Here is a 13,977-nt window from a genome sequence, read left to right as displayed (position 1 = left end):
CCCCAACCCCTTACCCCTCAGGACTCCTGTGCCTTCGAACGACGACCTTGGGACCGGCGGGGACGTCTCCGTCTCCCCGCGCTACCTCGCCGGGCTGCCCGGGCACGCCGACCCCAGCTTCGCCCCGGTGGCCAACTGGCCCCACCACCGCCCCGACGTCGGACCGTGCCAGCTCATCATCACCTCGCCGGACCACCGCATCCGCATCGGCTGGTTCGGTGACGACTACGACACATGGCTGATCAGCGCGGCCCAGGACCCCGTCTCCGCTCCCTGCTGGTCGGCGCGGATCAACCAGAACACGCCGCCCGAGATCGTCGAAGGGCTCACCCGTGCCCTCGCCGCCGAGTGGGACGAAGACAGCGACACCTTCCTCACCCGGCCCTCGGTGTACTGGAGCGACGCGGTGCAGCCGTTGCTCGACGCGGGCTGGGACCGAAAGCCCCTCTTACGCGGCACCGTGGAGGTCGTCTCCCCGGACGGGCTGGCCGGAGCGAGCATCGACATCGTCAGCAGCGGCCCCGACGCCGAGACGGTGACCTTGTGGGCCGGACCGCCGGGCTGGGGAACCCGCGCCAAAGCGATCTTCACCGCACGCACTCCGAAGCATTTGATCGCCGCCACCGCTGCCGCCCTCGCCGATCCCACCCCCGTCCTTCGGTACGAGGCCGGTCTGCATCCGCAGCTCGCCAAGCTGGCCCGCCTTGCCCCCGTCGAGCCGCCCCGGCCCGCCACACCGACCCCGCTGGATGTCCAGCGTGCTGCCGCAGCCCGGCGCCCGGCTGCTGTGCCGGCCTGCAGCCTGCGCCGATGGACCACCAGCACGTCCCCGCCCACACCGGCCGTCGGCTCCCGCCCCGGGCTTCGCCGCTGATCCACACGAGCCACCCACGCGAAAGGCCGCGATGCCCCTGCACGCCCAGCAGTTCTTCACCCAGCAGCTCGCCCTCACCGGCGGCACCGTCATCGGCGACACCTACTACGCCACCCCACAGCCGGGATCCCCGCTGCGCCTGCGGATCGGTTTCTCCCGCACCATCCGCGCCGACGAATACGACGGTCTGCGGCTGCAGATCCTCCACGCCGAACAGGGCGGCGTCCTGGACACCGTGATCCTCACGTTCGCCGGCCACGACACCTTCCGCAGCCGCGACGCCGCCATCGGCCGTTCCCCGGGACACGACGGCTACGCCATGGTGCGCGACTGGCACCAGCGCGACGAGCCGCCGTGGCAGGGAGCCGCAGCCACGAAGCTGCGCCGGGCGGTCGAGCAGTACACCCTCCTGTGGTTCCCCCAACTCCCGGCCACGCCCCGGCCGAACACGGCAGGGCCGCAACTTGCCCTGTCCGGTCATCCGCCGGCGCCGGAGCCGAACGGGTTCTGGCTGGTGGATCCCGAGTTCCGCGCCCGGCTGCAGTCCGCCGCGCACCTTCTGCTCGACATCGTCGCCGACTGCCTGGACGACGACTTCCGCCTCATCCAGGCCCTCGACGGCGCGCGCTATCACGCGGGTGAACTCCTCGGGATCCCGGACGAATTCGGCGTGCTGGTCGAAGCCGAGGCCGCAGCCGAGATCGTCGGACTCGGGACCGGCTCACCCTTCGACCCCGCCGTCGCCCGGGGCCTGGTCCTCCTCGACCAGCGCCCCATCGAGGAACAGGAACGGGCCGTGAGGGCCGCACTGCGCCGCTGCGCCAGCACCACGCCCGGCATCCCCAAGCCCATCCCCGCACTGGCGCCGCCGTCCCCGGCATCCGCCCGCACCCGCTGACCCCCTTCCACCAGGAGCCGCGTGTCACCCCACGACGACCCCCTTGACGGCGATGTCTACGTCTCCCCGCGCCATCTCGCCCGCGCCACCTTGAGCGGCGACCCCGGCCTCGACCCGCTGTACAGCCTCGGCTGGCCGCTGACCTACGACGACCACGGCATTATGTGGAATCAGGTTTGTCAAGGGCCACTCGGTGTGTGCGCGAAATCTGGCACTTCGACTCTCGCAGGTTTCGTAGGTCATGCGGTTGGATGCGCGGCGCTGGCTCCGGCCCCGGCGTGCGAGACCTCTCGTCCGAGGTGGGCAGAGCTGAGTCGGTGGCGGAAAGCCAGGTCGCGATCATGACTCAGCGGAGCTTGGCGACCATGTTCACGAAGGACGGCTCGACCTTCGTCACAAACCAAGGCGTGCGGCGGAGGTGGTGAGCCACGTCATCGAAGCTTGTACGGTCGGCGTGGGAAACGGAGGTGCCTCCCTGTGAGGCGGACTCACTTCACCGCGGATGCTTCTCCCGACTCCCTGTCGTCTAAGCCGACTTGACCGACCCGCCACACCTTCGACCCTCACCCCCTTGCCGACGGAACTACCTTTGCGCCGCCCGGTAGAACGTGCACTGATCGGCCAGTACAGTTCAAGCGGCGTTCGCTTGAGGGAAGCCCGACGTGGGGGTATGTGTGCGCATTCGTATCCAAGTTGTAGGCAGCGTGCAAGATCAGGATGCACCGCAGTTAACGGAAGCCTTTGCACGGTGGCTTGTCCAGGACCGCACCGTGGGCCCGCACGTGGAGATCAGTCGGATCCGCTCAGAAGCAGATGACGGCGCGATGTCCGCCGGCCTGGTCGAGTGGCTCGGTCTGGTACTGAACAGTGGGTTCTCCGTGGCATCGCTGGTGTACTCACACAAAACGTTCCGAGCTTCGCTGCCTCCCCGTGTCCAGTCGGCGGTGCGGTTGGTCGTCGAACACGGCGACTCGCGAATGGTGATCGAGGCGGGTTCCGCCGAAGAAGCAGCCCAGATCACACGCCTGCTCACCGGCACCGGTCTCCCCGGCCAGGCGCAAGGACCGGCGGGGGGCACTCTTTCCAACAGCGGAGCCGACGGTGATTCCTGACCCGCGGGCAAGCCGGGCAGTGCTCGTCGGACTGGACACCTACACCGGCATGACATCACTCCCCGCCGCAGCCCACGGAACCCGGCGGCTCTCCAAGCTGCTGCGCGACCTCTGGGGCCTTCCCAAAAGCCACATCACAGTGCTTGGTGCCGAAGCGTCCGCAGCCGGCATCTTGAGCGCGGTCCGCGACGCCGCCGAAGCGACGAGGGACACTCTGGTCGTCTACTTCGCCGGACACGGCCTCCGCGACCAAGAAGGGGAGAACCTCTACCTGTGCCTGGCCGGCGCCGACCCCAACTACCCGCAAGTCGGAACGGTTGCATACCGGGACCTGCGTCGTGTCCTGCGGACAGCCGGCGCGTCGGCACGTTACCGCCTGACCGTGCTGGACTGCTGCTACAGCGGCTTGGCCGGCGCGATGAGTCCCCATGGCCGGGCCACACGCGACGAACTGGCCCGAGCCTTGGGTGAACCGGCCACTCCGGACAGCGACCCTTCGGAGGACTACGGGGACGTGGTACTTACGTCCGCCCCGCACAACCGGCAGTCCTTCGCACTGCCCGGCGCCACCTATCCGGAGGCCACAGGCGAACTTATCAAGATCCTTGAGCGCGGAATCCCCGGCGAGGGTCCGGAGTTAAGCGTCACCCTTGCATGGCAGCGGGTGCGTAGGCGGCTACTTGAAAGGGGAAGCCCGGCGCCCCAACAGTTCGCCCAAAACACGGTGGCTGACTCACTCTGCTTCCCGAACCGTGCCGCCGCTGCGGCGGCGCCTGCTGAAGTGAGCGAGGAATCCAAGCGCTACAGCGCCGAATTGCCTGGCATCTCGACCAAAATCGATCAGACTCAGAAAAACAGTGAAGGTGTGCCGTCTGCCGTCCTGGCCAGCGTGCCCGAGCCGGACTGGCAGCCTGCTCCGGTCGGACGATGGCGACCCGAAAGGGAACCTCGCTATCCCGGCGACCATGCATACTTCAAGCACCAGTACGCGCACCGACGGCTGCTTGATCAAGCGTGGGCGGACCTGAAGAAGGAGTTCAAGACGGTCCGCCGCCGCCTGCAAGTACCGTTCCATGTCCGCTCCCCCGCAAGCATCGCGACCTGGCTGCACCAATCCACCGGCGACTCCCGATGGATGGTCATCGCCGAATCCATCAAATCCCTCGAAGATCGCACAGAGGGATACGTGACCACGGTTGTCATGGACCCCTACGCAGCCCAAGTCCCCGGCGGAAGCAGCCAGGCTCGCTACCAATTGACCATGGACACCGTGAACGCCTACCGCGAGAGGGCGGACCAGCTGCGCGTCGACATCAACAAACTCACTGACCTGCACGCGAGCCTGCAGGAGTAACAACCACCATCTCTGCAGCGCGGCACCACACGGGACCGACCGAATGCTCCATCAGCACGCCGCAGCTGCTGCCCGGGACCAGCAGCAGGATGGAGAATCGTCATTCAGGCCGCCGGCATGTATGCCTTACCTCATCCTGCACGCCGACGAACTGGTCAATGCCGCTGGCCGAGCCCGCTACGCGCTGCCTCCCGTCCGGTACACCGCCGAAGCATTCAGTCCTGTTTGCCGTGGCGGACCTCCACGACGGGCAGCATGGTGACGGTGGCGGGGAGGCCGAGTTCCCGTGGTGTGGGGCCTGCGGGTGTGGGGACGTCGGTGAGCCGGGCGAGGAGTGCTTCGATGGCGGTTTGGCCGTCGTCGACCGCGACGCGTTCGTCCTCGGTCAGCGGGATGGAGGCGAGCATGCTCTGGAGGTTCTCCTTGGCTTCGAGGAGTTGGGCCTTGCTGGAGCCTTTGGGGGTGTAGAAGTCGCAGCGGGCGCAGGCCATCCGGTGCTGGCATTGTTCGAAGAAGGAGTAGGTGCACCAGCCGTGGCCCAGGTCGTAGTACTGCCAGGGCTCGCCGGTGGCCGCCGCGCCAGAGGCGACGGCGTCGCGGTCGACGAGGACCTCGATGGTGCGCACATTGCGGGCGAAGTAGCCAGCCTCGCTGTATGCCTTGGCCAGCGTCTTGGGGGAGATCTTCGCGTAGAACTGGGTGGAGCTGGGCGACCGGTGTCCGAGCCATGCCTGCAGCTCGAACAGGGTCATCGGTTCCTTGGCGTTGTAGAGCTGGCTGGCGATGGTGCTCCGGGCCCGGTGGCTGGTGATCTTGCCGCGGACATCGCGGGTGGGGACTCCGGCCTTCGTGCACAGCGCCGGGATGATCGTGCGGTTGATGTAGTCTTTGGAGACGCGTTTGGCGCGGTGGGCGAACAGGAACTCCACGCGCTCGCCGGTCTTGGCGTCCAGCATCAGCGGCTGCTCGGGGCGGAGGGACTGCCAGACCTCTATGGCCTGTCCGAGCAGCGGGGTCGACCGGCTTGGTGAAACTCGTGCCGGTCTTGTGGGTCGGGACGTCCAGCAGGCAGACGGCGTCACGGGCGAGGACGTCTGAGGCGTCCGGACTCACGGCCGTGCCGTCGTGCTGCCAGCGGACGCATCCGGTGCGCAGGCGGCGGATCTCGTCGCTGCGTTGGCCGCTGAACAGCCAGGTCAGCGCCACGGCTCGGGAGAGCTCGAAGGGGTAGCGCGGGCCGCTGCTGGTCGTGGGCAGGTCCTCGGCGGTGAGGTTGATGCCAGCCCACAGTAGCTTGGCCCATACCTCGTCGGCGATGACGCGGGGTTGGGACCCAGCAGTGCGCGGATGGTGCGGGGCGTCTCCAGAGCGCGCCCGGGATCGAACCGGCGGGGGATCCACTCCCATTCAGAGGGGAAACCCACACCTACGCCGAGGGCCTGGCCCAGCTCACCGCCATCCTCCCGCCGGTCCTGACGCCCCTCGATGTCCGGCGCCTCGCCTCCCGCCGCCCGGCCGCGCTCCCTGCCTCCAGCGTCCCGCGATGGAGCACGACCAGCCGCCCTGCCCGGCCCCAGCCGCTGACACGCACCGGAAACCCCATATGTCTTTCCACGCCGGCGAGTTCTTCGCCGAGCTGATGCTCCCCTTCACCCACAGCACCGTGGTGGGCAACACCTACTACGCCCCCCACCCCCGACAGCCCGTTGCGCCTGTGCATCGAGTTCACGCCCACCATCTACGCGGACACCTACGGCGGGCTGCGTGCGGCAGTCGTCCACGCCGACCGGGGCGAGATCAATGCCGTCGCCCTCGGCTTCGTGGACCACGGCACCTTCCACCGCCGTGACGAAGCCCAGCACACACCCCGGAACAACGCCGAGTACGGCACCTTCAACACACGCCGCCACCGGGCCGGCCAGCCTCCGTGGGAGGGAGCCGTCACCACCCAACTGCGCGACGCGATCGAGCAGTACTGCGCTGTCTGGTTCCCCGGCTCCTGGCCGGCATCCCCACCGTCCCGGACAGCCGCCCGCACCGCCCGGCACGTGCCCGCTCCGGCCGGCCCGCCTGCTCGCCGAAGGCCCTGACCCCCCTCCCCATCAAGATCAAGGAGTCCCTCACCTCGTGCACGCCCGTACCTTCCGCAGCATCCTCCGGTCGACCGCCCTTGCCGGCGCAGTGACCGGGACACTCGCCTGGGCCCCGGCTGCCTCCGCCCTGTCGGCCGAGCCGACCCCCTCCACGACGGCCACCGAGACCCCCGACGAAGCCGGCGGCGTCGCGATCACCAAGAAGGATCCGGCCGGGGACGTCATGCAGGGCGCCTCCTTCCTGCTGCTCGACGCCACGGGCCAGGAAACGGCCACGGGCAAGACCGACGCCCAGGGGAAGCTGGCGTTCTCCGACCTCACCCCCGGCGTCTACCGGCTCAAGGAGACGGCCTCCGGCGGCCCGCTCCACGAGGTCGCCGCCGACCAGGACGTCATCGTCACCCCCGGCGCCACCGCCCCGGTGACGGTCATCGACCCCTTCAAGCCCGCCCACGTCACCCTCAAAGCCGACTCCAAGACGGGCACGCTGCTGCCCGGATCCACCGTGAACATCGGCAGCGGTGACAAGACCCTGCTGACCCTCACGACCGGTCCCAAGGGCACAGCGTCCGGTGAACTGCCGGTGTCCAGCCGCAAGACGGAGTTCTGGGTCAAGCAGATCAAGGCCCCCGGGGGCTACGACCTCTACAAGCCCGCGAAGACCTTCACCGCCGGGCCCGGTGCCCCCGTCACCGTGACCGTCACCAACACCAAGACCGCCACCACGACGAAGCCCACCCCGACCGAGAAGCCCGCGGACAAGCCGACCGACACCCCGTCCACGCCCACGGACAAGCCGACCCAGAACGCCGCCGTCGGGTCGAAGCCCAACCCGACGGCCACCGACAAGCCGGACACCGAGTCCTCCCTCGTCCCGTCCGCAGACGGGACGGAATCCGCGTCGCCGAAGGCCCCAGCCGGCTCCCTCGCTCACACGGGTGCCGACGCCACCCCGTGGATCCTCGGCGGCGCCGGAGTCCTGCTCGTCGGCGGCATCGGCGCGGTCGCCACCGCACGCCGCCGCACAAACTCCGAACCCGTGCAGGACGAGAACACCGAGACCAACTGATCGGCCTTCCCCAAATAGCAGACCCCCGGACCCAGCTTCCGGGGGCCTGCTGCCTTTCCGCTCTCCCGGGGCATCGCCGTGGCACCCTGCAGAATGGGGGCCGGGTGTTTCCCCTCGAAACGCCGCCTCCGCCTGACGGGAACGCGTGAAACTCAGGTAGTCCGGCGGGAAGTCGCTGAACTGCGCGGACTAACTTCGCTGTCAACGCAGTCGCGTGACGCTTCCTTCGGCCCGAACCCTCTGGCCTACGGCGACTGGGTTGGACGGCACGGAACGTCGTGGGCTGGGGTTCGTGTCAGCCCGCGCCTCTGCTCTGTCTCACACCGATGGCCATGTTTCTGTCTCAGGAACGTGGCCATTTCCTAGGTCGGTTGTGACGCGGGAACTATGCCGGGCGTCCGGTGCGTCTTCTGGGAGCCGTGAGCGGGCGGTCATGGGTACGCTTCCGGCACTGCCGGCCGGACACCGAACTCGGAGTGTTTGACTAAGCAGAGCGCTTGGGCTTCCGGCCCGTGGTCTTCTTCGCGGCCGTCTTCTTGGCCGGCGCCTTGCTGGTGCGCTTCTTCGGCGTCTCGTGCACGTCCGCTTCTCCCTCACCGCGCGTGACCCGAGCCTTCTGTACGGACTCCTCCAGGGCGGCCATCAGGTCCACGACCCCGCCCGCGAGGGCTTCCCGCTCGGGGATCTCCGGCGGGGCATGTCCCTCCTGCTTTGCTTCGATGACCTGCTCCAGGGCCTCCGTGCAGTGGTCGACGAACTCGGGGCCCTCCAGGTCGTCGACGGCCATGCGGTCCATCAACTCCAGCGCCCCCGCGATCTCCTCCTCCGACAGTTCCACCGGGTCCGGTACCAGCTCAGCCGGGTTACGGATCTCGTCGTCCCATCGCATCGCGTGCAGGACGATCGCGTCCTCCCGCACTCGCAGCAGCCCGAGACGTTCGCGGCCGTGCCACGCGAACTTCGCCACGGCGGCCTTCGATGATCTCTCCAACGCCTGGCGGATCAGCACATACGGTTTGCTGGCGACTGGGCTGGCGGCTTCCAGGTAGTAGCCCTCGCCAATCCGGATCGGGTCGATCGACTCGTAGGGGACGAACGCCACGATCTCGATCGCGCGCGCCGTGGGCAACGGCATGTCGGCAAGCCCGTCATCCGAGACCGGGATGATCGTGTCCCGAGAGAGCTCGTAGCCCTTGCCGATCTCGTCCTGCGTGACTTCTCTGAACTAAGAAGCGATCAGCTATCGCTCCCCCTCAGATCCACGGAGTCACGTTCACAGCACGGCAGTCGAGCCGTCGGTAGCAGCCGACGCCGGTGCGAGAGCCTCCAGTAACTGTTGTTGTGTCATGTCGCCGGATCCATTTCAGGCGCCGGCGTGGAGGTAGGCGGCCCACAGGAAGGGGCTCTGTGTCCGGTCGAGTCCTCCGGGCAGGTCGTGGCCGTCGCGTACGTCGCGTACGGCCTGGTGCAGGGCCCAGGCCGCCCGGCTGGTGTCGAGGGTTCCGGTGGGGGTGCGCAGGTGGGTGTAGAAGGCGTCGGCGATGGTGACGGCGATCTGGTCGTCGATCTCCCACAGGGTGCCCACGACGTGGGGGAATCCGGCGAGCTGGAATGCGGATGTCAGGTGGATGGCCTCGTCGATGAGGTTCGCGGTGTCGATGGCCGCGGTGCGGCAGGCCGAGAGGTAGGCCAGTTGGGCTTGGCCGAGGCGGACCGGGGCCAGGCTGGCGACGGTGAGCGGGTCGCTGGCGTGGTCGTGGAGCAGCAGCCGGCTTTTCGACGGGTCGGTGGGGTGGCTGGTGCCGTGGCAGGCGAAGTGCGCGATCGAACAGCTGGTCAGGTGGTCCAGAACTTTGTCCTTCGTCGGTGTGTGAGCCGTGGCCGCGAGGGCACCGCCGTCGGACGGGTCGGGTTCTAAGAGCAGGGTGAGCTCGGGAAGGTGCTGGTGCAGCTTGGACGCTTCCGAGCCGACGTGCGGCAGGCGGCCCTGATCAGGCAGGTCGGGGGTGGTGGGCATGGCGACGACCAGCCCCTGGGCGGGCTTGTCCGGGACCGGGGCGTGTTGGCGGGCGTGACGTAGGGCGCGGACCGTGGGGGTGTAGGAGGAGATGACCCGGTCCATAACGGTGCGTCGGCCTGGCTCGTCGACGGGGTCGGTGTGGTATCCGGCGGCGTGCAGGGGCAGCAGGCCCAGCAGTCCGCCCGGCGCCCACCACACCCGCGGCCAGTCGGCGTCGGCCGACGGCTGACGGTGGTGGCCCAGTGCTTCCAGGACAGGCCCGGCGGCTGCGTCCCACAGCCATTGCAGGACCTGGACCATGACGGCCTGCGCTTGGCGGCGCTGGGTTTTGTCCGTGCCGGAGGTGGCGGTGTGCAGTGCCCGGTGGAAGGCGTTGACCTGCTCGGTCAGGGAGTTGACAGTGAGCTGGGGGAGCTCCAGGTGGGTGATGCCGCCTTGGGTGAGCAGTAGGGCGTCGCTGCGGTAGCGGCTGACGTTGAACACCACGACCGGGCCCTGGTTGGCCTCGGCGAGGAGTTCCCCGGGGGTAGGTGGGAGGGCGAAGGAGTCGAAGCCTGCCAGGGCGCGGATGTCGGCCAGGGTCTTTGCGAAGTCGCGGGCCAGCCGGTGCCGGTCGCGTACGGCGCGCTCCTGTTGCGCCGCAAGTTCGTCAACATCCTCGCTTCCGTCAGCGGGGTCGAAGGTGCCGGCAGGCTGGTCGAGCTGGTCGCGCAGTTGAACGAACCGGGCAGCCAGATCAGGGTGCTGCCGGTTCAGGTCGGTGACGTCGCTGCGGGCATCCAGCGCCTGGCTGAGCAGCACCGCCCGGCCGGCTTCCAACAGTCGCAGCGCCCGGGTCGCGCGCTCCGGCTGGCCACCGCGGGGGTCGGCCAGGGCCAGAGCGGCGGCGTCCCCGGCCAAGCCGGCGAAGTCGCCGAGCGCGTGCTGCTGATCGCCCCGCTCCAGCTGGCGGGGGGTCACCTCGGGCAGCAACCGCACCGCGGCCTCCGCCATATCTGCCGCCCGCCCGGGTGTGGACTCCGCGACCAGCTCGGCCACTGCCCACGCTGCCCGAACGCGGAACGTAGGTGCCGCCGAGTCCATCTCCCACGCCCTGGTATAGGCGGACACCGCCGCCTCCAGGTCGGCTTGGTCCCCGGTGCGCTCGAACCGGCGCTGCAGCGCGTTCCCCAGGTTGGACAGGTACATCGCGCGGTCGGGGTGGTTGTCGGGGGTGGCCTGGACCGCGTCCCGTCCGGCGGTGATGACTGCGTCCAGGTCGGCCTGATTCCCGGTGCGCTCGAACCGGGCCAGCTGCGAGGCCCCCAAGTTGGAGAGGTACCGCGTGTGATTGGGGTGGTTGTCGGGGGTGGCCTGGACCGCGTCCCGTCCGGCGGTGATGGCTGCGTCCAGGTCGGCTTGGCCTCCGGTGCGCTCGAACCGGCGCTGCAGCGCGTTCCCCAGGTTGGACAGGTACATCGCGCGGTTGGGGTGGTTGTCGGGGGTGGCCTGGACCGCGTCCCGTCCGGCGGTGATGGCTGCGTCCAGGTCGGCTTGGCCTCCGGTGCGCTCGAACCGGCGCTGCAGCGCGTTCCCCAGGTCGGACAGGTGTCTCGTGTAGTTGGGGCTGCTGGCGGGGGTGGCCCCCACGGCCGCGTGGCAAAGGTCGATGGTCTGGTCCAGATCGGCCTGGTCCCCGGTGTGCTCGAACCGGCGCATCAACGCGACCCCGAGGTTGACCAGGCGCCCCGCGTGCTTGGAATGGTTGACCGGGGTGGCCTGGACCGCGTCCCGTCCGGCGGTGATGGCTGCGTCCAGGTCGGCCTGATTCCCGGTGCGCTCGAACCGGCGCTGCAGCGCGGCCCCCAGGTCCGACAGATACCCCGCGCGGTTGGGGTGGTCAACAGCGATGGCCTGCACCGCATCCCGTCCGGCGGTGATGGCCTCATCCAGGTCAGCCAGATTCCCGGTACGCCCGAACCGGGCCCGCAACGTGATCCCCAGGTTGGACAGGTAGGCCGCGCGGTCGGGAAGGTCGACCGGGGTGACCTGCACCGCGTCCCGCACCGCGGTGGTGGCCTCATCCAGGTCGGCCTGATCCCCGGTACGCTCGAACCGGGCCCACAGCGTGCCCCCCAGGTTGGTTACGAGCCTCGCGCGGTCGGGATGGTCGACAGGCATGGCCTGCACCGCGTCCCGCTCCGCGGTGGTGGCCTCATCCAGGTCGGCCTGGTCCCCGGTACGTTCGAACCGGCGCTGCAGCACAGCCCCCAGGTTGGACAGGAGCCACACGCGGTTGGGGTGGTCGACAGGGAGGGCCTGCACCGCGTCCCGTCCGGCGGTGATGGCCTCATCCAGGTCGGCCTGGTCCCCGGTACGTTCGAACCGGCGCGGCAACACAGCCCCCAGGCCTCCCAGGAACCACGCGTGGTCCGGATGGTCGGCGGGAGTGGCCTGCACTGCGTCCCGCATCGCGGTGATGGCCTCATCCACGTCGGCCTGATCCCCGGTGCGTTCGAACCGATGCTTCAACGCAATCCCCAGGTTGTACAGGCCCCCCGCGTGGTTGCGGTGATCGGCGGGAGTGGCCTGCACCGCGCCCCGCACCGCGGTGATGGCCTCATCCAGGTCGGCCTGGTCCCCGGTACGTTCGAACCGGCGCGACAACGCGCCCCCCAGGTTGCCCAGGCCCCCCGCGCGGCTGGGGTGATCTGCAGGCGTGGCCCGCACGATGCGCTGCCACAGATCCACAACGGAAGAGAGCAGGCCTGGGTCAGTGGAGACCAGTGCCTGCTGGAGCATGCCCTCAGCACGCGGCGCCGCGGCCTCGGCGAGCCGCGGCAGCAGGGGTACGGGCAGTCCATCGACCCCCGCGAGGAAGCAGGGGGTGAACGCCGCCACGGCCTCATCGTGGTCCGCGCCATCTCCCCCCTCGGCGAGCGCCAAGTACCGGAACCAGCAGAGCCAGCCGAGCGCATACCAGCCCGGTAGGTCGCCGGAGCTGTCGCGGAGGAGTGCGGCGAGCCGCCGGGTCGCTTCGAGCGCTTGCGGTTCCAGGGCTGGGGGGAGGCCGCCGGTGGCGCGGATCCGCTGCAGCCCGACCACCGCAGCCAATAGTTCCTTACGCACCTGACCCCCCATCCGACTCCCCATTTGATGCTCACCGCATCTTTCCCTGGAGCATAAGGGAGTTGCCTCGATACGCTCCTCTGACCGGTGCCGAACAGTGCCTTACCGCACGGGAGCGACAGGGGGTTCGAGCCGGCGACACGATCAGCGGGAAGGGGACCCATGGCCGACGAGCGCGAGGCAGCAGGGGGCGTGGCAGCGAGACTGGCAGTGGTGTGCGCGTATCTGGAGGAGATCCGCACGGATCTGCGAGAGGGGCCGGGCGAGGACGAAGGTCCGGTGGAACACCTGCTGGTCACCGTACGCGAGGGCGGGGACCTCACTGGCCCGCTGGCCGCGCTGCACGCGATCTTGCAGGTCGGCGGCGACCCCCAGGGGCTGGACGGCTACACCGACCACGCGGGCACCATCCGTGGCGTGCGGCCGGCCGGCATCAGCGACAGGCCGACCGAGCAGGTGTACCTATGCCCGATCCGCAAGTGCGGGCGCTACTGGTGGCCCCAGAGCACCGCCGAGGTGCCGCGCTGCGCGATCAGCGGCACCGCCCTGCGCCGGGAACGGCTCTAACGGTGGGCGGCCTGCTGACGGAGCTCGGCAAGAAACTCGCCGAGCGGTGGGTGTCCCTGCTGGTCCTGCCCGGCGCCCTCTACCTCGCCGTCGCCGCCACCGCCCACACCCTCGGCCACACCCACCCCTTCGACCTATCCCGCCTCACCGCGCAGATCACCGCCTGGGCCGCTCACCCCGCCGCCACCACGGTCGGCGGCCAGGTGGTGCTGTTGGCCGCGGTGCTGGCCGGCGCCGCCGCAGCCGGGCTGGCCACCCAGGCCCTCGGCTCGGCAACCGAACGGCTGTGCCTGGCCGCCGGCTGGCCCACCTGGCCAGCCCCTTTCCGTCAGCTGGCCGCCTGGCAAACTACCCGCCGGCAACAGCGCTGGAGGAATGCCGCCCGCACCTGGCACCGCCACCGCGAACACGACGCCCGCGCCCTGGCCCGCGGCCACCGCACCGACCCCTCCGCACGCCACGCCGCCGAGCGCGCCATGACCCGCATTGCGCCGGAGGAACCCGCCCGCCCCACCTGGAGCGGGGACCGACTGAATGCGGCGGCCGTGCGCCTGGAGCGCGACCGGCACCTCGACCTGGCCGCCGTCTGGCCGCACCTGTGGCTGACCCTGCCCGAGGAAGCCCGCACCGAAATCACCGCCGCCCGCCAGGCCCTCACCCGCGCCACCACCCTGACCGCCTGGGCCCTCCTCTACCTCCCCCTCACCGCCTGGTGGTGGCCCGCCGCCCTCATCACCGCCACCCTCACCCTCATCAGCTGGGCGCGCACCCGCACCGCCACCGACACCTACGCCCTGCTCCTGGAGGCCGCCACCCGCTCGCACGCCCGCGACCTTGTCGACCGCCTCGGCCTCGACACCACCGGACCTCTCACCCCCGAGG

9 protein-coding genes and 3 pseudogenes are annotated in these 13,977 nt (G+C 69.6%); 9 read left to right on the top strand and 3 right to left on the bottom strand.

What is annotated here, in order from left to right:
• The 4 genes from G6048_RS40800 to G6048_RS40785 form a co-directional block, all read left to right on the top strand.
• Nucleotides 1-874 (top strand): DUF317 domain-containing protein (locus tag G6048_RS40800; RefSeq protein WP_408056222.1); only part of this gene is annotated, 874 nt, incomplete at its 5' end.
• A gap of 31 nt (nucleotides 875-905) precedes the next feature.
• The gene (locus G6048_RS48950; RefSeq protein ID WP_206342747.1) at nucleotides 906-1,772 is read left to right on the top strand and encodes a hypothetical protein; all 867 of its coding nucleotides are present in this window, start codon (nucleotides 906-908) and stop codon (nucleotides 1,770-1,772) included.
• A gap of 674 nt (nucleotides 1,773-2,446) precedes the next feature.
• Complete coding sequence (locus G6048_RS40790; RefSeq protein ID WP_165344658.1) at nucleotides 2,447-2,884, top strand: effector-associated constant component EACC1; 438 nt, start codon at nucleotides 2,447-2,449, stop codon at nucleotides 2,882-2,884.
• On the top strand, nucleotides 2,874-4,238 hold the full coding sequence (locus G6048_RS40785; RefSeq protein WP_165344657.1) for a caspase family protein: 1,365 nt from the start codon (nucleotides 2,874-2,876) through the stop codon (nucleotides 4,236-4,238). Before G6048_RS40790 ends, G6048_RS40785 begins: the two co-directional genes overlap by 11 nt.
• Nucleotides 4,239-4,453: 215 nt before the next feature.
• On the opposite strand, the gene G6048_RS50455 is transcribed toward G6048_RS40785, so the two are convergent.
• Nucleotides 4,454-5,320, bottom strand: a complete 867-nt coding sequence (locus tag G6048_RS50455; protein ID WP_408056221.1) for a tyrosine-type recombinase/integrase — start codon at nucleotides 5,318-5,320, stop codon at nucleotides 4,454-4,456.
• Between the two features lie 312 nt (nucleotides 5,321-5,632).
• Between G6048_RS50455 and G6048_RS50450 the strand changes: the two are divergent.
• The 3 genes and pseudogenes from G6048_RS50450 to G6048_RS40775 all read left to right on the top strand — a co-directional run.
• A pseudogene (locus tag G6048_RS50450) lies at nucleotides 5,633-5,878 on the top strand (hypothetical protein); the annotation flags it as partial.
• Nucleotides 5,842-6,328 (top strand): annotated as a pseudogene (locus G6048_RS50445) (hypothetical protein). The pseudogenes G6048_RS50450 and G6048_RS50445, both read left to right, overlap by 37 nt.
• 37 nt (nucleotides 6,329-6,365) lie before the next feature.
• Nucleotides 6,366-7,400, top strand: a complete 1,035-nt coding sequence (locus tag G6048_RS40775; RefSeq protein ID WP_328828428.1) for an MSCRAMM family protein — start codon at nucleotides 6,366-6,368, stop codon at nucleotides 7,398-7,400.
• Between the two features lie 484 nt (nucleotides 7,401-7,884).
• Here G6048_RS40775 and ku read toward each other — a convergent pair.
• Together ku and G6048_RS40765 are read right to left on the bottom strand one after the other, a co-directional pair.
• A pseudogene (ku, locus tag G6048_RS40770) lies at nucleotides 7,885-8,607 on the bottom strand (non-homologous end joining protein Ku); the annotation flags it as partial.
• 156 nt (nucleotides 8,608-8,763) lie between these two features.
• Nucleotides 8,764-12,540 carry a CHAT domain-containing tetratricopeptide repeat protein gene (locus tag G6048_RS40765; protein WP_165344655.1) on the bottom strand — a complete coding sequence of 1,259 codons (3,777 nt, stop codon included), beginning with the start codon at nucleotides 12,538-12,540 and terminating at the stop codon, nucleotides 8,764-8,766.
• A gap of 150 nt (nucleotides 12,541-12,690) precedes the next feature.
• Between G6048_RS40765 and G6048_RS40760 the strand changes: the two genes are divergently transcribed.
• A complete protein-coding gene (locus tag G6048_RS40760) occupies nucleotides 12,691-13,095 on the top strand; it encodes a hypothetical protein (protein WP_165344654.1) in 405 nt (134 codons plus the stop codon).
• A 2-nt stretch (nucleotides 13,096-13,097) separates the two neighbouring features.
• A partial coding sequence (locus tag G6048_RS51200) for a hypothetical protein (RefSeq protein ID WP_165344653.1) occupies nucleotides 13,098-13,977 on the top strand: 880 nt, incomplete at its 3' end.

This window comes from Streptomyces ureilyticus (assembly GCF_011045025.1).
Lineage (GTDB): Bacteria > Actinomycetota > Actinomycetes > Streptomycetales > Streptomycetaceae > Streptomyces > Streptomyces ureilyticus.
The sequence above is the reverse complement of the archived record's forward strand: the minus strand, read 5'-3'. Positions and strand labels throughout refer to the sequence as shown.

Bases quoted from the DNA above. Each gene is read 5' to 3' on its own strand.
- G6048_RS48950 (WP_206342747.1), top strand. From the start codon at position 906: ATGCCCCTGCACGCCCAGCAGTTCTTCACCCAGCAGCTCGCCCTCACC.
- G6048_RS40765 (WP_165344655.1), bottom strand. From the start codon at position 12,540: ATGGGGGGTCAGGTGCGTAAGGAACTATTGGCTGCGGTGGTCGGGCTG.
- G6048_RS40760 (WP_165344654.1), top strand. From the start codon at position 12,691: ATGGCCGACGAGCGCGAGGCAGCAGGGGGCGTGGCAGCGAGACTGGCA.